The organism is Paracoccus saliphilus (assembly GCF_028553805.1).
Lineage (GTDB): Bacteria > Pseudomonadota > Alphaproteobacteria > Rhodobacterales > Rhodobacteraceae > Paracoccus > Paracoccus saliphilus.
The window spans coordinates 1,884,588-1,906,397 of record NZ_CP067140.1 but is presented as its reverse complement, the minus strand read 5'-3'; the positions used below and the strand labels follow the sequence as shown (position 1 = coordinate 1,906,397).

Sequence of the window (21,810 nt, the reverse complement as noted above, 5' to 3'; positions counted from 1 at the left end):
CGTCACTCGCATGACGTTTCGACCTCGTCATGGGAAACCGCAAGTGCGCCCGCCGCCGCCTTGCTGGCAATGATGCAATCGGTCGCCTCCAGCCACGCATCCACTGCGGTCTGGAATGCGATAGCCCCCTTCTCTGTCAGAGTATAGACCTTCCGTTCTCGGCCCTGGACAACGTCGAAATGCGAGGTGAGATAGCCTCCTGCTTCAAACTCGTTCAACATCGGATAGACCGTTCCCTCGGTGGGGCTGCAGCATCCCTTGGTCGTTTGCTCAACAGCTTGGACGACCTCATAGCCATGCATGGGCTTCTGATGAAGCACACAAAGCACGAAAAACTTGGAGAGCGACATCTTGATCGTTCCCCTCCAATAGGCCGGATCGGCATAATCCGGAGATTGGCGAGGAATAGAGCGGATGGGTTTCGGGTTGCGAGACATGTTGCTAGGTGTATACCTTGCCCGTCGAGGCGTCAACCAACGTGACTACGCATATAATTAATCTCAAATGACAGAGGGGCCGTGCAACGGCACAAAGGAGCATTCCCACAGCTTGTCCGATTGCATAAGTCACTATCGGGACAAACAACTGGCGTCACCTCACTGTCACAGTAAACCGCTAGTTCCAGCAGAAATTCATATCACCTTGGGGAACAAGATGAAAACTCTGACTAATCTGACTGCTGTAGCTGCGATTCTTACCGCTGTGCCCGCCTATGCCGAATTCAAACTAGACAGCCGCTTCGCGGACGCCGACGGCGACCTAATCGCAGACATCCCGACTGATGCGTCACAGCTGATCGATCCGTCAACACTGATTTTTGCCTACACCCCGGTCGAGGATCCCGCCGTATACGCCGAGGTCTGGCAAGGCTTCCTCGACCATATGGTCGAAGTGACCGGTAAGGAGGTTCAATTCTTCCCGGTCCAGTCGAACGCCGCTCAGATCGAGGCGATGCGCGCAGGGCGCCTGCACGTCGCCGGCTTCAACACCGGATCGAACCCACTAGCCGTGGCCTGCGCAGGCTTTCGCCCCTTCACCATGATGGCCGCCGAGGACGGCTCATTCGGATACGAGATGGAGATCATCACCTACCCGGATTCCGGCATCGAAAAGGTAGAGGATATCGCTGGCAAGAAGATGGCCTTCACCTCTGAGACCTCGAATTCGGGCTTCAAGGCGCCTTCCGCGATTCTTTCGGCGGAATTCGGGATGGAAGCCGGTGAAAATTTCGAGCCGGTGTTTTCGGGGGCGCATGACAGCTCGATCCTCGGCGTAGCCAACAAGGACTACCCGGCCGCCGCCATTGCGAACTCGGTCAAAGGCCGTATGTTCGAACGTGACGTGGTGACCGAAGACCAACTGGTGACAATCTACACCTCGCAGACTTTCCCGACGACGGGCTATGGCACGGCGCACAACCTGACCCCCGAGCTCCAGGAGAAAATTCAAGAGGCTTTCTTCAGTTTCGATTGGAAAGGATCCGCGCTGCTGGAAGAGTTCAGCAAATCGGGCGAGGCCAAGTTCATTCCGATCACTTTCCAAGAAGACTGGGCCGTGATCCGGACCATCGACGAGGCCAACGGCGTCGCCTACGAATGTAACTGAGTCTCCGGCAAATTCTGACATCCACGGGCGGCCGCACGTTGCCCGTGTATTCGTGCGAGACCAATTGAATGCTGACTCTCTCGGGCCTTTCCAAAACTTACAAAACTGGCGATACCGCCCTCGCCGATGTTACCCTGACCGTGCCCGAGGGCCAGATACTCGGCCTGATCGGCCCCTCTGGTGCAGGTAAGTCCACGCTCATCCGTTGTATCAACCGGCTTGTCGAGCCGACCGCGGGAGAAGTCACGCTGGGTAAAGTGAACCTCGTGGGCCTCGGCAAGTCGGAGCTACGACGGCAGAGACGCCGCATTGGCATGATTTTCCAGGAATACGCATTGGTCGAACGGCTGACCGTGATGGAAAACGTAATTTCCGGGCGCCTCGGCTACGTTCCGTTCTGGCGCAGCTTTCTGCGAAAGTATCCGGGTGCTGATATCCAGCGTGCCTATCAGCTTCTCGACCGCATCGGGCTGATCGATCACGCCGACAAGCGTGCCGACGCTCTATCCGGTGGGCAGCGCCAGAGGGTCGGTATCGCCCGAGCCCTCGCTCAGGATCCAGAACTACTTCTGGTCGATGAACCGACCGCGAGTCTCGACCCCAAGACGAGCCGACAAATCATGCGCCTTCTAACAGAAATCTGTGCCGAGCGTGGCCTTCCGGCCATCGTCAACATCCATGACGTGCCACTGGCCCAGCAGTTCATGCAGCGGATCGTCGGGCTGCGCGCGGGGCGTGTCGTCTTCGACGGATCGCCCGATGAATTGACCGAGGCAACGCTTACCACGATTTATGGAGAGGAGGACTGGAACGAGATGCGCCGAGGCGACGAGGAGCAGGCCAAGGCGGAAGCCGACGCCCGCGAGCGGATGGAAGCCCTCGCCCAATGACCACACAAGCCTACCCCACAACCTGGCGACGCCCGCCGCAGATTATTAAGAACCACCACTGGCGCCTCGCTTTGCAGGTCGGCATCCTTGTTTACCTCGTGCTGGCAGTGAGCACTGTGGATGTGAACTGGGCCCGCGTCTACGAAGGGTTGGAGCGCGGGCAGCGCTTCATCATGGGTTTCCTTCAGCCCGATTTCACCAGCCGCTGGAAGGACATCAGCCAGGGACTTGTCGAGAGCCTGACGATGACGCTGACCTCCACGGTCGTCGGTGTTTTGATATCCATTCCCATCGGGATCGGCGCTGCACGCAACCTCACACCGCGCTGGATCTACTATTTCTGCCGCGCGATCATCGCCACCAGCCGGGCCTTGCAGGAGATAATCATTGCGATTTTCTTCGTAGCGATGTTCGGCTTCGGTCCCTTTGCGGGCTTCATCACCCTGTCTTTCGCCACCATCGGCTTCATCGCCAAGTTGCTGGCCGATGATATCGAAGAGATCGACGCCGCCCAGGCCGAGTCGATCCGCTCCACCGGGGCTTCTTGGTGGCAACTCGTCAACTACGCGGTGCAGCCACAGGTGATGCCACGGCTGATCGGTCTTTCGCTCTACCGGCTCGATATCAATTTCCGCGAAAGCGCGGTGATCGGCATCGTCGGGGCGGGAGGCATCGGCGCCACACTCAACACCGCCATTGACCGCTATGAATATGACAGCGCCGGAGCGATCCTGCTCATCGTCATCGCCATTGTTATGGTAGCCGAATACAGCTCCAGCTACTTGCGGAAGTTCCTGCAATGACCGAGATATCCCACTATAGTCAGGTCTGGTCCCATCGTAGCCCGCGCGGGCGACTGATGCTCTGGGTCGGGTGGCTGGCCCTCGTCGCGCTCTTCGTCTGGTGCTGGAAGTTGATGACAGCAGACACAATCTGGTTTTTCGTGGCCGATGCACCCAAGCAGGCCGCCGACATCGGCAGCCGCATGATCCCTCCGCGCTGGAGCTACCTGCCCGAGCTGATGCAACCGCTCTGGGACACGATCAACATCGCCACATTGGGCACCATCGGGGGGGTGATCATGGCAGTGCCGGTCGCCTTCATGGCGGCCCGCAATACCACGCCCTCGGCCACGATCCTGCGGCCCCTTGCGCTTTTCATCATCGTGGCCTCGCGCTCGATCAACTCGCTGATCTGGGCGCTGCTGCTGGTGGCCATCATCGGGCCAGGCCTGCTAGCTGGAATCGTTGCCATCGCGCTGCGCTCCATCGGTTTCGTCGGCAAGCTGCTCTACGAGGCGATCGAGGAAACCGATGTCACCCAGATCGAGGCGATCGAGGCTACGGGCGCCAGCAGTGCACAGGTTCTCAACTACGGGATCGTCCCGCAAATCATGCCAGCCTTCTGGGGAATCACTGTCTTTCGCTGGGATATCAACATCCGGGAAAGCACAATCCTAGGCCTTGTGGGAGCAGGGGGCATCGGCCTGAAACTCCAAGCTTCGCTTAATACCCTCGCATGGAGCCAGGTAACGGTGATCCTGCTTTTGATCCTTGCCACGGTCGTGCTGAGCGAATGGGTTTCGGCTCGGATACGCCACGCTATCCTCTGATCGAGCAGGTTCGCAGACCGCCTAAACTGCCCAGTTCATGGAGTGGTGGCACCGTATATTTAATGGCCCTTTGAACCTATTGGCGCGCGGCAAAGAAGAGTTGGGGCAAACAAAGGAGCGCTCCCACAACTTGTCCGGCCGCAAATATCCCTGCTGGGACGAGCAACTGGCGATCCGGCGCGATAACAGCCGCCGCAGCTTGCGGTAGCATTGTGGTGACGCAAATCAAGAAGCCGATATAGGCTAAGCGAGCTGGCAGCATGGTTCTCTCCTTCCGCTGGCCCCAATGATCAGGATAAGATACAAGCACTGATTGAGTGACCGAAGTCGTATTCCATCTGCTGAGACAAGTTCGGGTTAATCTGACGACCATCCGCTATCACGCCGACCGCAACCGCCCTGCCCCCGCCCAACTGAGGGCAATCAGCAAGGCGGCGCTCGCGAGGCAAAGCGCCAGCCCCCCAAGCTGATAACTGAGCCCCGACAACAGCGTGCCCAGTAACCGGCCGGCGGCATTGGCCATGTAGTAAAACCCCACATCCATCGTCACCCGCCCGGAGGTCGAGAAGGCGAGGATCAGGTAGGAATGCAGCGAGGAGTTGACCGCGAAGATGGCACCAAAGACCAGCAGGCCGATCACGATCGCGGCGGTCAGTCCCGCACCCGGTGCGCCCACGCTCCAGATCAGCACGGCCAAAGCCGCCGGGACGAGGAACAGGAACCCGGCCCAACGCCGGGCTTCCCGGATCAATTCCGCCTCGGGGCGCTTGGCGGCCCCAAGCAGGCGCGGCGCAGCCGCCTGCACCGCCCCATAAAGGATGGTCCAGACCGCCATGAATGTGCCGATCATGAAGAAGGCAGCGCGGTTGCCCTCTTCCGACCCGTCGGACAGCACCGCGTAGAAATAGATCGGGATGCCGACGACGAACCAGACATCGCGGGCGCCGAACAGGAACAGCCGCGCTGCCGACAGGCGGTTGATATTCCGGTCCTTGGAAAACACTTCGCGGAACTTCGCGCCTTTCCTGCCCTGCGGCAGCCCCGCCGGCATCTTCAGCAGGACCGCAAGCAGGATCAGCGCCAGCACCAGGGCCATCGCCAGGATCGCGGGCACGAAGCCCAGAACGGCCAACAGCACCGCCCCAAGCAGGAAGCCCGCCCCCTTCACCGCGTTCTTGGAGCCGGTCAGCAGCGCCACCCACCAAAACAACCCGCCCTCGCCCGAGGGGGCAAGCAGCTTGACGGCGCTTTTCGCGCTCATCTTGGACAGGTCCTTGGCGACGCCCGACGCACCCTGCACCGCCATGACATAGACGACCGAGGCCCAAAGGCTCCAGCCCGGATCGAGCGCCGCCAGCGCCAGAAGCGCCAGCACCTGGATGCCCAGCCCCGCATAAAGCGTCGAGGTCAGGCCGAAACGCGCGGCGATCCAGCCCGCCGAGAGATTGGTGACGATGCCCGCCAGCTCATAAAGCAGGAACAGGTAGGCCAGCTGCACCGGCGAGAAACCGAGCGTATGGAAATGCAGCAGCACCAGCATCCGCAGGGCGCCATCGGTCAGCATGAAGGCCCAATAGGCGGCGGTCACGGTGATATAGGCGGTAAGCCCCTCGGGCCGGGCTGCGGCACTCACAGCGACGCCCCGACCATGCGCGCGACATCGACCAGCCTATGGGCATAGCCCATCTCGTTGTCATACCACGCGTAAATCTTGACCTGCGTCCCCGCGACAACCATCGTCGACGGCCCGTCCACGATGCTCGACCTTGTGTCATTCACGTAATCGGCCGAGACCAGCGGGCGGTCCTCGAAGCCAAGGATGCCTTGCAGCGGCCCCTCGGCGGCGGCGCGCAACATCGCGTTGACCTCTTCGGCGCTGGTCTCGCGGGCCACCTCGAACACGCAATCGGTCAGCGAAGCGTTGAGCAGCGGCACCCGCACCGCATGACCGTTCAACCGCCCCTTGAGCTCGGGATAGATCAGCGTGATCGCCGTGGCCGAGCCGGTCGTGGTCGGGATCAACGAATTCAACGCCGAGCGGGCACGCCGTAGATCCTTGGCCGGGCGGTCCACGATGGTTTGTGTATTGGTCACATCATGGATCGTGGTGATCGAGCCGTGGCGGATACCCAGCCCCTCATGGATGACCTTGACCACCGGGGCCAGGCAGTTCGTCGTGCAGCTTGCCGCCGTGACGATGTCATGCCGGGCGGGGTCGTAGGTCGCGTGATTGACGCCATACACGATATTTGCGACCGGCCCATCCTTGACCGGCGCGCTGACAATCACCTTCTTCACCCCGGCGGCGAAATAGGGGGCGAGTTTCGCCTCGCTCTTGAACACCCCGGTGCAATCGATCACCACATCGACCCCACCCAATGGCAAATCCTCGATGCGCTTCACGTTATGCACCGGCAGGCGGGTGCCATTGACGCTGATACTCTTCGCATCGTGGCTGAACTCGGCGGGCCAGCGGCCATGCACACTGTCGAATTCCAGCAGATGGGCGTGCATCTCGGGATCGCCTGTCGCATCGTTGATCCAGGCGATCTCTGCCCCGCTTTCCAGCAGTGGCCGCAGCGCCAGCTTGCCGATCCGGCCAAGCCCGTTCAGCGCATAGGTGACGGTCATTGTGCCTCCAGGTCGCGGGCGATGTCGTCCACGCGATGTTGCAGCGAAATGCGATCAAGGCTGTCCAGCGGCAATGCGGTAAAGGCGAGGATACGGTTGCGTAAACCGGCATAGGCCTGCTGGAAGGCCAGTTTCTTCTCTGCCTCGGTCCCCTCTGCCTTCACCGGATCGGGCATCCCCCAATGCGCGCTGATCGGCTGGCCTGCCCATGCCGGGCATTCCTCATTCGCGGCGCGGTCGCAGACGGTGAACACGAAATCCATGACTGGCGCGTCGGGGCCCTGGAACTCGGCGATATTCTTGGCCCGCAGGGCGCTGATGTCATGCCCCTTGTGATCGAGCATCTCGACAGCGAACGGGTTCAGTTCGGAATAGGGATATGTGCCGGCGGAATAGGCGTTAAAGCGGTCCCCGGCCTCGAAGCGCAGGATTGATTCGCCAAAGATCGAGCGGGCGGAATTGCCCGTGCAGATGAACAGGACATTGTATTTCCGATCGGACATGGGTCTTTCTCCGGAAGGGGTGGGTTGAATGAATGGCTGGCAAAGGTCGGGGCGGCCACGGCAGCAATCGGCGACAAGGTAGCCGATCAGCGCCGCGGATTGCTCGATCTCGGCACGGTAAAGCAATGATCGGCCCTCGCGGGCCTGCGAGATCAACCCGGCCGCGCGCAGCGAGGTCAGGTAGGATGACAGGGTGTTCTGTCGCGCATCGATTGCCTCGGCCAGCTCTCCGGCGGAAACCCGGTCCGGATAGCGCCGCACTAGCAGCCGAAACAGGGCCAACCGTTGCGGATGGGCGAGCGAGGCGAGTTGATCTATGCGATTCGTATCCATATTTCGAGAATAGACGATATATTAGAATCGGCAAGTGTTATCTGCACCACGCTCCCTTGAGGATCTTGACTCATTGGCATGATGTGCTGGTAAGAGACGACCATAGGCGATAAATGTAGTGCGCCTTGAACCTGCGCCATATCGGCCGGGAATATAGCCACCCGACCAAACGCCTTTCACCATAAAGAACTGTTTTCATGACCATAACGCACTATGGCTTTAACAAAAATTATAGCCCAGTATCGGTGATGCATTGAGAAATTTACCATAGGAACGCCCATGTTGAGCAGGCGGATGTTTTCTATCGGCGCAGCAACGCTCGGTTTTCTAAGTCGACAAGCCGACGCACAAACGAGCTTTCGATTAGGGCTAACGCCGGTGTTTCTCGACAATGACTCCGAAACCATCGATCGCCTGCGCACATCTCTGAGCTATGCGGCGGGCATGCCGGTCACCCTGGTCCAGAAACGCACATACCAGGAGGTAACCGGATTACTGCTCGAAGGCGGTGTGGATGCGGCGTGGTTGTGTGGCTATCCATTCCTCCAACATCGGGATGAGCTTTCCCTGGTCGCTGTCCCGCTCTGGCAAGGCACGCCGACCTATCGGTCCTACCTGATCACTTCTAAAGAAGATCAGGCATCGGGCCTGACCGACCTTAGAGGCGGAGCACACGCATTCTCAGATCCTAATTCGAATTCCGGATATCTCGTAACAGCCTCCGATCTCGCTCGCAACAATCTGAGGCCGGAGCAATTTTTCTCTCGTATCATTTTCACTTACGGGCACAGGAATGTCGTCAGGGCAGTGGCGGGCGGCCTTGTCAGATCGGGCAGCGTGGATGGATATGTCTGGGAAGCACTCACGAAGGTGGAACCAGAACTTACTGATCGCACCCGGGTCATTTCCCGATCCGAACCTCTGGGCTTTCCGCCGTTCTGCGCAAGGACAGACCGGATCGGCGAACCCGATCTTGCCGTATTTCAGGCGGCCTTGCTACAGATGACCGAGTCCGAGCGAGGGCGAGATGCCTTGACGCTGTTGCAACTGGACGGAATGATTCGGGGAGAAGTGGCCTTGTTCGATGGTATCCTCACCCGGATGCAGGATCTCGCTGGACATCACTGATGGGCCCCTTCCTTTATCTCCCCCTCTCGCTTCGTGTTCCACTTTTGGCAGCAGTGTTGATGATATTGGTAGGTGTGATTGCGTCGCATCAGGTGCTTTCGACGCTTGATCGAGTGCAGGACAACAGACTTCGTGAGCTTGCCCGGCTTCATATTGAAGGTCTGTCACTGGCGCTTGGTCCCTCTGTTCTACGAAAAGATATCTGGGAGGTTTACGACACGCTCGACCGGGCCAGTTCTACGGGAAGTTCGCGCAGAATGCTTCTGACTGTCGTTGCCGACGAAACCGGGAAGGTCCTGGCAGCGACGGATCCTCGGCGAGTCCCGATCGACACCTCAATCGATGCATTAGCGGAGGAGGCTCAACGCCTCGACGCGATTACATTTGCAAGAAATTCCTCGCATGTCAGGGTTCGTGCCCCATTGGTTTACCAGGGGCGCGATGTCGGAAAAATCGTAGCGGATCTCGATGTCAGAGACATGAGTGCCGAGCGTCGGCGCGCGGAACTTTTGCTGATTATTGGCAATACGCTGTTAACTACTGCAATGGCACTTGCCGGATATCTTGCGGTTCGGCGAATGCTGCGCCCCGTAACGCAACTGGCGCGACGGATGGATGCGACAATCGGGCAGCCCATTCCAATTCCCGCTGTCCAGGTTCCGCGCGGAGATTCGGAAGTTGCACGCCTCTTTCAGACCTACAATGCGATGGCCGAAGCCATTGAGGCGCGCAGCGAGGCCGAACGCCAATTGGCTGAACGTGAGCGGTTTGTGAGTCTCGGACAGCTTTCTTCCTCGCTCGCCCACGAGATCAACAATCCCCTGGGCGGTCTGATAAATGCGACCGACACCATCCGCCGCTTTGCCGACCGGCCGGATGTGGTTCGGCAATCGGCTGAATTGCTCGAGCGCGGATTAAAACATTTGCGGGACGTGACTCACGCCACACTCGAGCAAAACCGGATAGATCAAGATGGCGCGGATATGTCGCTGGATGATCTGGCAGATCTGCGCCTGCTGATCGGCCCTGAAATTACCAGGCACGAGCAACGGCTCGATTGGCGGATCGAACTCGACCCGAAAAATTTATCGGGTCACGATGCAGGAATGCTTCGGCAGATTCTGCTCAACCTGCTGCTGAACGCATCAAACGCAGCAAAGCATGGGGGAAAAGTTGGGTTGCATGCGTATCTGGCCGGAGATGCATTGCGGTTCGAAATTTTCGATAATGGACCCGGAATGCCCGCCCCTGCCCTACGGCGCCTGCAAGGTTCGGAGCCGATTTTGCCCGGCGAAGGGGTCGGATTGCGAATGGTGCGAGAACTTGTGGGAATGCTGGCCGGAACCATCACACATTTAGCCCCACCGGATGGCGGCACCCGGATCATCATCTCACTTCCATGTAATCCACCAACTCCGGCCAGCCAATCATGCTAAATCAACGCCGCATTGCTCTAATCGAAGATGACGAAATCATGGGCGGCTCAATCGCGCAGAGACTGAAATTGGAAGGAGCCGAGATCATCTGGTATAAACAGATGGTTCGGGCACTGGGCGCAATTCGCACCCCGCGCGCGCCCATTGACGCGGTGATCTGCGACATCATCCTGCCGGACGGCACTGGCGAGGATTTGTTCGCAACGCTATGCCGAACCTCTACTCCACCCCCATTTTTGTTCATCACAGGGCAGGGAAGCATCGCCCAGGCGGTTCGCCTCATGCAGTCCGGCGCCGTGGATTACGTAACGAAGCCTTTCGACATGTCGGTGTTTCTGGATCGGTTGGCATTGCTGATGAAACCACGCAATGCACTTGAAATGCCTCCTCTGGTGGGTATTTCGCCTGCAGCGCAGAGAGTCGAAGAACTGGTGGAGCAGGCCGCCAACCGTAACGGCCATGTCACGATTCTTGGTGGTCCGGGCACCGGAAAAATCTCGATTGCTAAGCGACTACACGAACTTTCCGACCGCTGCTCTGCACCTTTCTTGACCGTAAATTTCGCGAGGGACCAAAAGGTCGAGCAAGCGCTGTTCGCAGCAGGCGGCGCAATGGACGCTGTTGGAGAGGGCATCCTTTGCCTGCAATCCATCGATCGGATGAGCGAAGCGTTACAAGATCGTTTGCTCACGTCGCTCGATCGGGATTTTTCCGGCCGCATCATTTCGACCACCGACCCGACAATCGAGGACGAGGTTGCATCGGGGTCGTTCCGCGCCGATCTGTTTGCTCAACTCTCCGAGGTCGAAATTCCGGTCCCGCCTTTTCGTCAACGGCCTGAAGATGCGGTATGGCTGATGAATCGTCTCTTCGACCAACTGAATGCAAAACACGATCCCCCATTGCGCGGCATCAGCGCCCTGGCCGAACAGGCCCTGCGCGGCCACGATCTCTCCGGTGGCGGTCGGGAAATTCGGACCCGTCTGACACGGGCGTTTCAGACCGCGCGAGACGGCTGGATACAGCCCGCAGATCTTTTTCCCGAGAGACTTGCCGAAGGTGACTGGTTCCTGTCCCTGGCAGAAGCACGTGATGCGGCAGAGCGGTCGCAGATTATCGCAGCGCTGGAACAGACCGGCGGACATCTTGGCAAGACCGCAAAACTATTGCGGATCGCCCGGACGACATTATGGGAAAAGATGCAGAAATTCGGGCTTTCCTGATTATTTCCCTTGGCTTTCGCGGTTAATGTTCGGGAAACCGAACATCAAGAAAATGCAAATTATTACAATTTATTAGTAGAATTTTCTTGCGCGATGCCGCCATAAGATTGCCACGAGAACACGCTATACTCTTCTCAACCAGCGAGGGGAGAACCAAGCCAGATGACAAAATGCAATCGCTTGATCGATGCCGGGCGCCGCCAGTTCCTGCGAGGCGGGATGATGGCCACCGCGGGTGCGGCCGCGACGACATTTGCCGGAACGCAAGAGGCCAAGGCGCAGGCTGCGCTCGCGCGGGTTGAATATCCGGCGAACCGGCTCGGCAACGTGGCCGACCTGACCGAAAACGAACCGCTCGACGTCAGTTACCCAGATGATGACAGCCCCGGAGTGTTGCTCAAGCTTGGGCATGCGGTGGAAGGCGGCGCCGGGCCAGATGGGGATATCGTCGGCTTCTCCGTCCTGTGCCCGCACAAGGGCTGGTATCTGGGTTATAACGCTGATGACCGGACCTTCAATTGCCCCGGCCATTATTCGCGTTTCGATGCAGAAGCGGGCGGGCAGCAGGTCTGGGGGCATGCCACCAGCAACCTGCCGCAATTCAATCTGCGCGTCGATGATGACGGCGAGATCTATGCCGAAGGCGTGGACGAGCTGATCTTTGGCCGCCTGTCCAATACGCTCTGAAGGAGAACGGATCATGGCTTACAAGAGACATATCGACCGCCTGCCGATCATCCCGGCGGACGCAAAAGTTCAAAATGCGGTTTGCCATTATTGCATCGTCGGCTGCGGCTACAAGGCTTACACTTGGCCGATCAACCGGCAAGGCGGCACTGATCCATCGCAAAACGTCTTTGGCGTGGATCTGAGTGAGCAGCAACCTCAGGACACTGAAGCATGGTATGCGCCCTCGATGTATAACATTGTGAAACAGGACGGCCGAGACGTTCAACTGGTCATCAAGCCCGATGTGAACTGCGTGGTAAATTCCGGTCTCGGCTCGGTGCGCGGCGCGCGCATGGCCGAGAACCACCCCTCGACCGTTACCGGCACCCAAGGACATCGGCTGACCGATCCGCTGACCTGGCGTTACGGAACATATCAGCAGACAAGCTGGGAGGATGCATTCGATCTGGTTGCAAGGGTGACAGCGCGGATCGTGACGGACGGGTCCGAGGACGATCTGATCGTATCAATGTTCGATCATGGCGGCTCGGGTGGTGGCTATGAAAACACCTGGGGCACCGGGAAGCTGTATTTCGAGAGCATGAAGGTCAAGAATGTCCGCATTCACAACCGCCCCGCATATAATTCCGAGGTTCATGCCACGCGAGATATGGGTGTTGGCGAATTGAACAACGCCTATGAGGACGCCGAACTCACCGACACACTGGTTGCCTGGGGATGCAATCCTCTGGAGTGCCAGACGAACTACTTCCTCAACCACTGGGTGCCGAACCTGCAGGGCATCACGTCGGACAAGAAAGCCGAATTGCTGCCGGACGAACCGCATGAGCCCGCCAAGATCATCTTTATCGACCCGCGCAGAAACGTCTCGGTCAATGCGGCAGAGCAAGCCGCAGGGACCGATAACGTTCTGCATTTGCCAATCAATTCGGGAACCGATCTGGCACTGGCGAACGCGATCTTCACGCATATCGTCGAACAAGGCTGGCATGATCAGGATTTCATCGACGCTCACACGTTGCGCGAAGCCGCCGAACACCCGGCAGAGTTCCCGGCGAAGGGCGCATCAGACGCAAATCCTGGCCTGCTGACCAGCTTCGAGGATGCCGTCGAGACGAACCGGATGTCACTGGAGGAGGCCGCTGAAATCTGCGGCGTTCCGGCTGACGATATCCGCAAGGCCGCCGAATGGATGGCCGAGCCGAAAGAAGGCGGTGCCCGTCGTCGCATGATGATTGGCTATGAAAAGGGGATCATCTGGGGCAACGATAATTACCGCACCAATGGCGCTATCGTGAATATCTCTCTGGCAACCAGGAATATCGGGCATTTGGGCGGAGGTTGCGTCCGGATGGGAGGCCATCAGGAGGGCTATTTCCGCCCGAGTGAAGGTCATGTGGGACGGCCCGCGGCCTATGTTGATCAACTCATCATCGATGGCAAAGGGGGTGTGCATCATATCTGGGCCTGTAACCATTACCGAACCACTTTGAACGCCACCGAGTTCAAGCGGATCTACAACCACCGCACCAATATGGTGAAAGAGGCCATGGATTCGGTTGCAGGACAGGGGCGAGACGCCCTGGTCGATGCCATTGTCGGCGCGATTGCCGAGGGTGGGCTCTTCGCGGTGAACGTGGATATCATCCAGAACGAGATGGGTAGTCAGGCGCATGTCGTCCTGCCCGCCGCCCAGCAGGGCGAGATGAACCTGACTTCCATGAATGGAGAGAGGCGCATGCGGCTGGCCGAGAAATACATGGACCCACCGGGTCACGCGATGCCCGATTGCCTCATCGCGGCAGGAATCGCCCAGCATATGGAGCGCGTGCTCTCCGAGGCGGGCAACAGCGACTATGCCGCCAATTTCCAGGGCTATGACTGGAAAAACGAAGAAGACGCCTTCCGCGACGGCTATCAATCCGCCCATCCCGATGTCACCTATGAACGGCTGCGGGGAATGGGGACGAATGGTTTTCAGGAGCCTCCCCAAGGGCTGGACGGCGAAACTATCATCGGCACAGACCGGCTTTACAAGGACGGTAAGTTCTCTACCGATGACGGGCTCGCGCGCTTCATGGCTGGGCCATGGCGTGGCCTGGTTACTCCCGGAAAACAGGAAGAGAGCGAATCCTACACGTTCCTGATCAATAACGGTCGCTCAAATCTCAACTGGCAGAACTGGTTCCTGGACCAGGAGAATGACTTTGTCACCGACCGCTGGCCCTATCCGTTCATTGAGATGAACCCCGAGGACATGGCGGAGAACGGCATCGAGCCGGGGGACCTGGTGGAAGTCTTCAATGGAAACGGTGCCACGCAGGCGATAGCCTACCCGACCGAGACGGCCACGCGAGGTGAAACCTTCATGCTGTTCGGTTCGCCGCGGGGAACCCAGGGCAATATCGTCAGCAAAGGTGTGAACGAATTGGTGATCCCCGTCTATAAGCAGACATGGGCGGACATTCGCAAAATAGCGGACGTCCCGGAAGCCGCACGGCATATTTCGTTCAAGTCGAAGGAGTTCCGGTTCTGACCGGCCTTTACCGCAGTAGCCCAGCCTGCCCGTTCAACCGGGCAGGCTGTCAGCCAAGCGCGTAACCGGTGCCGCGCACGGTGCGCACCGGATTGTCACCGCCATTGGTCATCAGCGCTTTGCGCAGCCGCCCGACATGCACGTCGATGGTGCGGGTATCGACATAGATATCACGCCCCCAGACCCGATCCAGCAACTGCTCGCGTGTCCAGACCCGGCCCGGTTTTTCCATCAGCGTGGACAGCAGCCGAAACTCGGTCGGACCCAGATGCAGGGGCTGTCCGGCGCGAAAGACCCGGTGCTCGGCCGCATCCAGGATGATATCGCCGAAACTCAGCCTCTCGCCCATGGTCGAGGGGCGGGTGCGGCGCAACTGTGTGCGCAGCCGGGCCATCAGCTCGACCACGGAATAAGGCTTGACGACATAATCGTCCGCCCCGGTTTCCAGCCCGCGCACCCGGTCCGTCTCTTCGCTACGTGCCGAGAGCATGATGATCGGAATCCCGCGGGTTGCCGGATCGGCCTTGACCTGGCGGCAGACCTCGATCCCGGAAACCTTGGGCAGCATCCAGTCCAGCACCAGCAAATCGGGCTGCTCCTCCTGCACCAGCAGCAAGGCGTCCTCGCCATTATCGGCGACCACGACCTCGAAGCCCTCGGCCTCGAGATTGTATTGCAGGACCTCACGCTGCGCGTTTTCGTCTTCGACAACCAATACGCAAGGGGCCTGAATCGTCATCTCTTATCCCTCATTGCTAGCGGATCCCGCATCGCTCGACACGCTGCTGGCCTTGGGCCGGCTGTCATCCGGCAATTCTCCGGTCACCAGGTAGATCACCTGCTCGGCAATCGAGGTTGCGTGGTCACCCATCCGCTCGACATTCTTGGCGATGAAATGCAGATGCATGCAGGCGGTGATGTTGCGCGGGTCCTCCATCATATGGGTCAGGAACTCGCGGAACAAAGCGTTATACATCTGGTCCACTTCCAGGTCGCGCTGGCGGACATCCTCGGCCAATTCGCCATCGCGGCGGATATAGCTGTCCAGCGCGTCCTGCAGCATCTTGCTGACCGCCCGCGACATGCGGCGGATCGCCATGCCAGAGCCATCGATCACCGGCATCTGCGTCAGCACATCGGTCCGCTTGGCCATGTTCTTGGCGTAATCGCCCACGCGCTCCAGCGAGGCGGCGATCTTCATCACTGCCAGCACCATGCGCAGATCGGTGGCCGTGGGCGCGCGCAGGGCAATCAGCCGCGCCGCATCCTCGTTGATCTGCAATTCCAGCGTATCGATTGCCTTGTCCCGGCGGCGAACCTCTTCGGCCAAGTCCTCGTCCCGAGTATCCAGTGCCGTCGCGGCATCCGAGATGGCGACTTCGACCATGCCGCCCATCTTGACGACCTGCGCCTGGATCGTCTCCAGGTCGCGGTCGAACGCGGAGGATATATGTTTGTCGCGATTCATCATTCCTGTCTCCTCCAGGGTCAGCCGATACGGCCCGAGATGTAGGATTCCGTGCGCGAATCCTGCGGTTTCGTGAAAATGTCGTCGGTTTCGCCATATTCGACCAGGTTGCCCAGGTGGAAAAAGGCTGTCTTCTGGCTGACGCGGGCGGCCTGCTGCATCGAATGCGTCACGATGACGACCGAGAACTTCGAGCGCAGCTGTTCGATCAGTTCCTCGACCTGCCCGGTTGCAATCGGATCAAGCGCCGAGCAGGGCTCATCCATCAGCAGCACCTCGGGCGCGGTCGCCACGGCACGGGCGATGCAGAGGCGCTGTTGCTGACCGCCTGACAAACCGGTGCCGGGTTCCTGCAAGCGGTCCTTGACCTCGTTCCACAGCGCCGATCCGCGCAGCGATTTCTCGACGATCTCGTCCAGCTCTGCCTTGTTGCGGGCCAGGCCGTGGATTTTCGGGCCGTAGGCCACGTTGTCATAGATCGACTTGGGGAACGGATTCGGCTTCTGGAACACCATCCCAACGCGGGCCCTCAGCTGCACCGGATCGACTTTGCGGTCATAAATGTCCTGTCCATCCAGTCGGATCTGGCCTTTGATGCGCGCGATGTCGATACTGTCGTTCATCCGGTTGATACAGCGCAGGAAGGTCGATTTTCCGCAGCCCGACGGGCCGATGAAGGCGGTCACGGTCTTGTCGAGGATCTCGACATTCACATCCTTGATGGCATGGGTGTCGCCATAATAGACCTGCACATTCTTGGCCGAGATCTTGATATCCTGCTGGGTCACGGCACTCTCCGCTCGGTTGATGTCATACATTATTCTAGGCTCCTTCGACCGTATCACCAACGGCGTTCAAAACGGTTGCGCAGGAAGATGGCTAGGGCGTTCATCATGACGAGGAACCCCAGCAGCACGAGAATTGCGGCGGATGTCCGGCTGACAAAGCCGCGTTCGGGGCTGTCCGCCCAGATAAAAATCTGTGTCGGCAGCGCGGTCGCGGCGTCCATCGGCGTTGACGGCGCAGCCGTCACGAAGGCATTCATGCCGATCAGCAACAGTGGCGCGGTTTCTCCGAGAGCTTGCGCCAGCCCGATGATCGTGCCGGTCAGAATGCCGGGCATGGCCAGCGGCAGCACATGGCCGAACACAACCTGTTGCTTCGACGCGCCGACGCCAAGCGCCGCTTCGCGGATCGACGGTGGCACCGCCTTCAGCGCGGCGCGGGTGGCGATGATGATCGTCGGCATTGTCATCAGCGCCAGCGTCATCCCACCGACCAGGGGCGCCGAGCGCGGCATCCCAAACCAGCCCAGAAAAACCGCCAGGGCCAGCAGGCCAAACACCACCGAGGGGACCGCCGCGAGGTTGTTGATATTGACTTCGATCACGTCGCTCAGGCGGTTCTTGGGCGCGAATTCCTCCAGGTAGATTGCAGCGCCGATGCCCAGTGGAAACGAGATCAGGAAACAAACCAGCAGAGCATAGAACGACCCGATGATAGCGCCCTTCAGCCCGGCCAGTTCGGGGAAGCGTGAATCAGCGTTGGTGAGCAAAGCCCAGTTGATTGGTTTCGAGATCCGTCCTTCATCCTGCAATTGCTGGAACCAGCCGATCGCGGCATCGTTCAGCCGCCGCATGGTTTCATCCGACTCGGTATCGACATTGCCCTTGTTCAATTGATCATACGGGTCCGAGACCGGCACATTTATGGTAATGGTCTGGCCGATCAGCGAAGGATCGGCCACAACACGATCCCGCACCTCAAACTGGGCAGCATTCGACACAATCCCTGACAGAGCGCGCAAATCACCCTCTTCCGCATCCGGAAAAGTAACTTGCATCGCCTCGTTCATGACGTTGCGATAATTGCCGCGAGACGGGTCCTCGGAATCTACCAGCTCGGCCGAGATTGGCACGTCAAGCGTGATATGCGTTTGCCGAAATGCCTGCGTCCCTCCCGAAATCAGCGTCCAGAGCAGGATACCCAGCATCAGGAAGGCAAAGAGGATCGCGCCCAGTCCAACCCCTTTCAGGATCGCCTCGCTCCGGCGACGACGCGAGAGTCTGTTTTGGAATTCCGGTGAAGCCCAGCCATGGGAGGCTTGAGGCGCGTCGTTCGTCTGATCGGTCATGTCCGGGCCTCAGTCGTAAAGTTCGCGGTATTTGCGCACGATGCGCAAGGCGACGATGTTGATAAGCAGTGTCACGATGAACAGCATCAGCCCCAGGGCGAATGCCGCCAGCGTCTTCGGGCTGTCAAACGAGGTGTCGCCAATCAGCAGTGTCACGATTTGCACCGTCACGGTCGTGACGCTGTCCAGCGGGTTGATGGTCATCTTGGCGATCAGGCCCGCCGCCATCACCACAATCATCGTCTCACCGATTGCACGGCTGACGGCCAGCAGGACGCCGCCGACGATGCCGGGGATCGCTGCGGGAAACAGGACTTTCGTGACCGTTTCGGCCCGTGTCGCGCCAAGCGCCATGCTGCCATCGCGAAGTGACCGTGGAACCGCCGAAAGCGCGTCATCCGCGAATGAGGAAATGAACGGGATAAGCATGACTGCCATCACGCTGCCTGCCGCAAGCGCTGTGTTCGGTGCGATCGGAAGGCCGAGCGATGCCCCCCAGGCTCGGATTGCCGGAGCGACCGTCAGAATGGCAAAGAAGCCATAAACCACAGTTGGAATGCCCGCGAGGAGCTCCAGCACCGGCTTGGCGATGGCACGGAAACGCTTGCTGGCAAACTCGTTCAGGTAAATTGCCGACATCAACCCGACCGGCACAGCAACGACTATGGCGACAAAGGTGATGACCAGCGTGCCCAGAATGACCGGCAGCCATCCGAAGGCTCCTTCTGCCGCAACCTGATCCTCGCGGATCGGTATCTGCGGCTCCCAGCTCGTTCCGAACAGGAAGTCGGTGATCGGAACCATCTGGAAGAAGCGGATTGATTCGAAAACAAGCGACAGGACAATGCCGACGGTCACGAAAATTGCCACAAGCGAGCATGAGATCAGCAACCCCGTGACGATGCCTTCGACCGCCTGACGCGCCCGGAATTCTGCCCTGACGCTACGGCGGGTGACGAAGAGCGCCGCGGCGCTCACCGCCGCCACGACAAGCAGCATCAGCCACCCCGAGGCCGCGCGCAGCGAATTCATGCGCTCTGCAGCATCCATCTTCCATTGTTCAGGCTCGCCGAAAATTCGTCCTTGCGAGATCGAATGGATCTCGGCCTTGATCAGTTGGATCGCCCCGGAACCGAGATTGTCCAGAACCCCGTCGGGCAGGCCGGCCATCACCAGCCTGTTGATAACCGTGGATTGCAGCACCAGCCACAAGAGCACGATGATGATTGCAGGCACAAGCACCGTCAGCAGAGCGTAGAGTCCGTGAAACATACCAAGCGAATGAAGCCGCTGGCCACCATCCCGCAATGTCACTGCCGCCTGCCGGTTCATCATGTATCCTGCGAGTGCCGCTGTCAGCAGCAACGCAAAGGCGATTCCAGTCATGCCCAACCTCGCAAAAGGAGCCGCCCGCCCGGATTGATCCCGGACGGGCGTGTAGAGATAAATGTTACTCGGTAACTTCCAGCTTTACCGAACCGGTCGTAACGGCTTCCTGAAGCTTAGCGCGCTCGTCATCGCCGAGGGCGACCAGGCCGCGCTCTTCCAGATAGCCACCCGGAGCCAGCGCGTTCTCGGACATGTATTCGTCGACGAATTCCTGCAGATTCGGGATCACGCCGCGATGCGCATTCTTGACGTAGAAGAACAGCGGACGCGACAACGGGTATTCACCCGATGCGATGGTGTCCATTTCCGCCTGAACGTCGTTCAGCTTTACATCTTTCAGCGTATCCTGATTTTCATACAGGAAGGAATAGCCAAAGATGCCGAGCGCATTCGGATCCGAATTCAGGCGCTGCACGATCAGGTTGTCGTTCTCACCCGCTTCGATGAAGGGGCCGTCGGTCCGCATGCGCGAGCAGTTCTCGTCAACCCAGTCCTCATTGCCGGATTCTTCAGCAATCGCGGTGACTTCCTCAAGCGATTCACAACCGGCATGCATGGCAAGTTCGACAAAGGCGTCGCGGGTGCCCGAGGTCGGGGGCGGTCCAAGAACGACGATCTCGGTGTCGGGCAGCGATTCATCGATTTCCGACCATTTGGTATAGGGGTTGGCCACCATCTCACCGTCTTGAGGAACTTCGGCAGCGAGCGCCAGGAACACCTGACCAAGCGTCAGATTCCAGTCGGTTTCGTTCTCGCGGCTGACGGCCAGCGACAACCCGTCATAGCCGATCATCGCTTCGCTGATATCGGTGACGCCATTTTCGACGCACAGATCAAATTCGGATTTTTTCATAGCGCGCGACGCGCCGGTCAGGTCTGCGGTATCTTCGCCGATACCTTCACAGAAAATCTGCATACCGCCGCCAGTGCCGGTGGATTCGACGATCGGAGCCGGCGCGCCGGTTTGGTTGGCGAATTCCTCTGCCACTGCTTGCGTATATGGGAAAACAGTAGACGATCCGACGATGCGGATCTGGTCACGAGCCGCGGCAGCGGTCGCGGACAATGCGATGACGGACAAGGCAGTTGCCGTGAGGCCGATGGATTTCATAGGGATGCTCCCTGAGTTGAGTGTAAAAAAGACCTAGCGAGTCGCTGATTACCCCGGCAATGTGACAGTAGCGCAACTATATTATGTCACTTTTGTGAAGGCTCTTGGTATTCATGCAACTCGCGCAGCTACGCGAGGACCAGAGCACAATGAAGGTCTATACTTTAGGAAAGTTCGTCCAATATGATTGTGATCGCTCCAAAGCGTCTGATAATGAAAAGGGCTACAAGTAGAAAATGGACAGGCATCTCGAACCCATATTTTCCGCAATCTCGAACCCAACCCGTCGAGCAATATTAGATTTTCTATTAAGAAACGACGGAGCTTCAAGGGCAGAAATAGAAGCGGAACTCGATCTCAACCAAAACACACTTACAGGGCATCTAAGAACACTCGCAAATTCGAGTGTTGTAATCTCCATGGGGAATATAACCAGACCACGTTACTACGTGAATCCTACTGCGTTCAGGATTATGAATGAGCAGTGGATCCGCAAGTTTGTCGAAAGCGAAGGGTGCGAAGACGAATTGCCCATCTTTAGCGACGAACAATCAATCAAAAGACATTACACGATATACATACGCGCCACGCCAAGGATTGTTTGGATCCAAATGACAGATGATCGAAGAACCAAGCTTTGGTTGCAATTGGAATTGAGCACTGAAACAGTGGAAAAGTCCATCAAATTCAAGACTGGGGATGCTGTTGCTTTTACAGGTCGAATTACTAAAAACAATACGAACAGAGAATTCTCATATGAAATTGATACATCCGATATCAAGGACATACAAGAACAGAAGATATCTCCAAATATCGTTTGGAAATTTCGCCCGATTGGGGATTATGCAACAAAGCTTGAAATATCTCTTGAATGTCCAGAGACAAATAATGATCTGCTCAGACTCTTCTTTAATCGCTGGCCGGAAGCTTTGTCAAAATTAAAAACGTTATCGGAGACGGGAACACGCTTTTGGATCTCTCCCTTAGACGCGTCAAATTAGGCACATCGAGTTGCCCTCCATCAGGCGTTGTTGCACAATCGAAGAACGTTGCGTGTTAGTTGCCCTGCGTCGAAAGACGCTTGCATTAGTGTGACGCAAAAAAACAACCAGCGAATGGGG

General features: G+C 58.4%; 20 protein-coding genes. 10 read left to right on the top strand and 10 right to left on the bottom strand.

What is annotated here, in order from left to right:
* Positions 1 to 2 precede the first annotated feature (2 nt).
* A complete protein-coding gene (locus JHX88_RS09100; RefSeq protein WP_076529097.1) occupies positions 3 to 350 on the bottom strand; it encodes a PadR family transcriptional regulator in 348 nt (115 codons plus the stop codon).
* A gap of 304 nt (positions 351 to 654) precedes the next feature.
* Here JHX88_RS09100 and phnD point away from each other — a divergent pair, with 304 nt between their 5' ends.
* The 4 genes from phnD to phnE (JHX88_RS09080) all read left to right on the top strand — a co-directional run bounded on the left by phnD (position 655) and on the right by phnE (JHX88_RS09080) (position 4,107).
* Positions 655 to 1,605, top strand: a complete 951-nt coding sequence (gene phnD / locus JHX88_RS09095) for a phosphate/phosphite/phosphonate ABC transporter substrate-binding protein (RefSeq protein ID WP_076529068.1) — start codon at positions 655 to 657, stop codon at positions 1,603 to 1,605.
* A 68-nt stretch (positions 1,606 to 1,673) separates the two neighbouring features.
* Positions 1,674 to 2,495: a phosphonate ABC transporter ATP-binding protein gene (phnC, locus tag JHX88_RS09090; protein WP_076529066.1), complete on the top strand. Its 822-nt coding sequence runs from the start codon at positions 1,674 to 1,676 to the stop codon at positions 2,493 to 2,495.
* Entirely contained in the window at positions 2,492 to 3,298 is an 807-nt protein-coding gene (phnE, locus tag JHX88_RS09085) for a phosphonate ABC transporter, permease protein PhnE (protein ID WP_076529064.1), read from the top strand. The genes phnC and phnE (JHX88_RS09085) overlap by 4 nt, the downstream gene beginning before the upstream one ends.
* Positions 3,295 to 4,107, top strand: a complete 813-nt coding sequence (phnE, locus tag JHX88_RS09080) for a phosphonate ABC transporter, permease protein PhnE (protein ID WP_076529062.1) — start codon at positions 3,295 to 3,297, stop codon at positions 4,105 to 4,107. The genes phnE (JHX88_RS09085) and phnE (JHX88_RS09080) overlap by 4 nt, the downstream gene beginning before the upstream one ends.
* A 379-nt stretch (positions 4,108 to 4,486) precedes the next feature.
* Here phnE (JHX88_RS09080) and arsJ read toward each other — a convergent pair whose 3' ends face one another.
* The 3 genes from arsJ to JHX88_RS09065 form a co-directional block, all read right to left on the bottom strand.
* Positions 4,487 to 5,671, bottom strand: coding sequence for an organoarsenical effux MFS transporter ArsJ (arsJ, locus tag JHX88_RS09075; RefSeq protein ID WP_084203344.1), 1,185 nt, complete (start codon positions 5,669 to 5,671; stop codon positions 4,487 to 4,489).
* A 65-nt stretch (positions 5,672 to 5,736) separates the two neighbouring features.
* Positions 5,737 to 6,738, bottom strand: a complete 1,002-nt coding sequence (locus tag JHX88_RS09070) for an ArsJ-associated glyceraldehyde-3-phosphate dehydrogenase (protein WP_076529225.1) — start codon at positions 6,736 to 6,738, stop codon at positions 5,737 to 5,739.
* A complete protein-coding gene (locus JHX88_RS09065) occupies positions 6,735 to 7,574 on the bottom strand; it encodes an arsenate reductase/protein-tyrosine-phosphatase family protein (RefSeq protein WP_272848227.1) in 840 nt (279 codons plus the stop codon). Before JHX88_RS09065 ends, JHX88_RS09070 begins: the two co-directional genes overlap by 4 nt.
* Before the next feature lie 294 nt (positions 7,575 to 7,868).
* Here JHX88_RS09065 and JHX88_RS09060 point away from each other — a divergent pair, with 294 nt between their 5' ends.
* The 5 genes from JHX88_RS09060 to JHX88_RS09040 all read left to right on the top strand — a co-directional run bounded on the left by JHX88_RS09060 (position 7,869) and on the right by JHX88_RS09040 (position 14,587).
* Entirely contained in the window at positions 7,869 to 8,702 is an 834-nt protein-coding gene (locus tag JHX88_RS09060; protein WP_272848226.1) for a substrate-binding domain-containing protein, read from the top strand.
* Positions 8,702 to 10,138, top strand: coding sequence for an ATP-binding protein (locus JHX88_RS09055; RefSeq protein ID WP_076528428.1), 1,437 nt, complete (start codon positions 8,702 to 8,704; stop codon positions 10,136 to 10,138). The genes JHX88_RS09060 and JHX88_RS09055 overlap by 1 nt, the downstream gene beginning before the upstream one ends.
* The gene (locus JHX88_RS09050; RefSeq protein WP_076528426.1) at positions 10,132 to 11,361 is read left to right on the top strand and encodes a sigma-54-dependent transcriptional regulator; all 1,230 of its coding nucleotides are present in this window, start codon (positions 10,132 to 10,134) and stop codon (positions 11,359 to 11,361) included. The genes JHX88_RS09055 and JHX88_RS09050 overlap by 7 nt, the downstream gene beginning before the upstream one ends.
* A gap of 162 nt (positions 11,362 to 11,523) precedes the next feature.
* Positions 11,524 to 12,048 (top strand): arsenate reductase (azurin) small subunit, encoded by a 525-nt coding sequence (locus tag JHX88_RS09045; RefSeq protein ID WP_076528424.1) that lies wholly within the window; start codon positions 11,524 to 11,526, stop codon positions 12,046 to 12,048.
* 13 nt (positions 12,049 to 12,061) lie between these two features.
* Positions 12,062 to 14,587, top strand: coding sequence for an arsenate reductase (azurin) large subunit (locus tag JHX88_RS09040; protein WP_076528422.1), 2,526 nt, complete (start codon positions 12,062 to 12,064; stop codon positions 14,585 to 14,587).
* Positions 14,588 to 14,636: 49 nt separating this feature from the next.
* Here JHX88_RS09040 and phoB read toward each other — a convergent pair whose 3' ends face one another.
* The 6 genes from phoB to JHX88_RS09010 all read right to left on the bottom strand — a co-directional run bounded on the left by phoB (position 14,637) and on the right by JHX88_RS09010 (position 20,689).
* A complete protein-coding gene (phoB, locus tag JHX88_RS09035) occupies positions 14,637 to 15,326 on the bottom strand; it encodes a phosphate regulon transcriptional regulator PhoB (protein ID WP_076526552.1) in 690 nt (229 codons plus the stop codon).
* Positions 15,327 to 15,329: 3 nt separating this feature from the next.
* Positions 15,330 to 16,055 (bottom strand): phosphate signaling complex protein PhoU, encoded by a 726-nt coding sequence (gene phoU, locus JHX88_RS09030; protein WP_076528436.1) that lies wholly within the window; start codon positions 16,053 to 16,055, stop codon positions 15,330 to 15,332.
* A 20-nt stretch (positions 16,056 to 16,075) separates the two neighbouring features.
* Positions 16,076 to 16,873: a phosphate ABC transporter ATP-binding protein PstB gene (pstB, locus tag JHX88_RS09025; RefSeq protein WP_076528420.1), complete on the bottom strand. Its 798-nt coding sequence runs from the start codon at positions 16,871 to 16,873 to the stop codon at positions 16,076 to 16,078.
* Positions 16,874 to 16,896: 23 nt separating this feature from the next.
* Entirely contained in the window at positions 16,897 to 18,189 is a 1,293-nt protein-coding gene (gene pstA / locus JHX88_RS09020; protein WP_076528418.1) for a phosphate ABC transporter permease PstA, read from the bottom strand.
* A 9-nt stretch (positions 18,190 to 18,198) separates the two neighbouring features.
* Complete coding sequence (pstC, locus tag JHX88_RS09015; RefSeq protein WP_076528416.1) at positions 18,199 to 19,575, bottom strand: phosphate ABC transporter permease subunit PstC; 1,377 nt, start codon at positions 19,573 to 19,575, stop codon at positions 18,199 to 18,201.
* 64 nt (positions 19,576 to 19,639) lie between these two features.
* Entirely contained in the window at positions 19,640 to 20,689 is a 1,050-nt protein-coding gene (locus JHX88_RS09010) for a substrate-binding domain-containing protein (RefSeq protein WP_076528414.1), read from the bottom strand.
* A 236-nt stretch (positions 20,690 to 20,925) separates the two neighbouring features.
* On the opposite strand from JHX88_RS09010, the gene JHX88_RS09005 reads away from it, so the two are divergent.
* Complete coding sequence (locus tag JHX88_RS09005) at positions 20,926 to 21,690, top strand: helix-turn-helix domain-containing protein (protein ID WP_076528412.1); 765 nt, start codon at positions 20,926 to 20,928, stop codon at positions 21,688 to 21,690.
* The last annotated feature ends 120 nt before the right edge of the window (positions 21,691 to 21,810 follow it).

What these genes read in the sequence shown, in the direction of transcription:
- JHX88_RS09050 (WP_076528426.1), top strand. Translation starts at nt 10,132, where the DNA reads ATGCTAAATCAACGCCGCATTGCTCTAATCGAAGATGACGAAATCATG.
- JHX88_RS09100 (WP_076529097.1), bottom strand. Translation starts at nt 350, where the DNA reads ATGTCGCTCTCCAAGTTTTTCGTGCTTTGTGTGCTTCATCAGAAGCCC.
- phnD (WP_076529068.1), top strand. Translation starts at nt 655, where the DNA reads ATGAAAACTCTGACTAATCTGACTGCTGTAGCTGCGATTCTTACCGCT.
- JHX88_RS09060 (WP_272848226.1), top strand. Translation starts at nt 7,869, where the DNA reads ATGTTTTCTATCGGCGCAGCAACGCTCGGTTTTCTAAGTCGACAAGCC.
- JHX88_RS09070 (WP_076529225.1), bottom strand. Translation starts at nt 6,738, where the DNA reads ATGACCGTCACCTATGCGCTGAACGGGCTTGGCCGGATCGGCAAGCTG.
- phnC (WP_076529066.1), top strand. Translation starts at nt 1,674, where the DNA reads ATGCTGACTCTCTCGGGCCTTTCCAAAACTTACAAAACTGGCGATACC.
- JHX88_RS09040 (WP_076528422.1), top strand. Translation starts at nt 12,062, where the DNA reads ATGGCTTACAAGAGACATATCGACCGCCTGCCGATCATCCCGGCGGAC.
- JHX88_RS09065 (WP_272848227.1), bottom strand. Translation starts at nt 7,574, where the DNA reads ATGGATACGAATCGCATAGATCAACTCGCCTCGCTCGCCCATCCGCAA.
- arsJ (WP_084203344.1), bottom strand. Translation starts at nt 5,671, where the DNA reads ATGCTGACCGATGGCGCCCTGCGGATGCTGGTGCTGCTGCATTTCCAT.
- pstA (WP_076528418.1), bottom strand. Translation starts at nt 18,189, where the DNA reads ATGACCGATCAGACGAACGACGCGCCTCAAGCCTCCCATGGCTGGGCT.
- pstC (WP_076528416.1), bottom strand. Translation starts at nt 19,575, where the DNA reads ATGACTGGAATCGCCTTTGCGTTGCTGCTGACAGCGGCACTCGCAGGA.
- phnE (WP_076529064.1), top strand. Translation starts at nt 2,492, where the DNA reads ATGACCACACAAGCCTACCCCACAACCTGGCGACGCCCGCCGCAGATT.
- JHX88_RS09005 (WP_076528412.1), top strand. Translation starts at nt 20,926, where the DNA reads ATGGACAGGCATCTCGAACCCATATTTTCCGCAATCTCGAACCCAACC.
- phoU (WP_076528436.1), bottom strand. Translation starts at nt 16,055, where the DNA reads ATGAATCGCGACAAACATATATCCTCCGCGTTCGACCGCGACCTGGAG.
- phoB (WP_076526552.1), bottom strand. Translation starts at nt 15,326, where the DNA reads ATGACGATTCAGGCCCCTTGCGTATTGGTTGTCGAAGACGAAAACGCG.
- phnE (WP_076529062.1), top strand. Translation starts at nt 3,295, where the DNA reads ATGACCGAGATATCCCACTATAGTCAGGTCTGGTCCCATCGTAGCCCG.
- pstB (WP_076528420.1), bottom strand. Translation starts at nt 16,873, where the DNA reads ATGTATGACATCAACCGAGCGGAGAGTGCCGTGACCCAGCAGGATATC.
- JHX88_RS09055 (WP_076528428.1), top strand. Translation starts at nt 8,702, where the DNA reads ATGGGCCCCTTCCTTTATCTCCCCCTCTCGCTTCGTGTTCCACTTTTG.
- JHX88_RS09045 (WP_076528424.1), top strand. Translation starts at nt 11,524, where the DNA reads ATGACAAAATGCAATCGCTTGATCGATGCCGGGCGCCGCCAGTTCCTG.
- JHX88_RS09010 (WP_076528414.1), bottom strand. Translation starts at nt 20,689, where the DNA reads ATGAAATCCATCGGCCTCACGGCAACTGCCTTGTCCGTCATCGCATTG.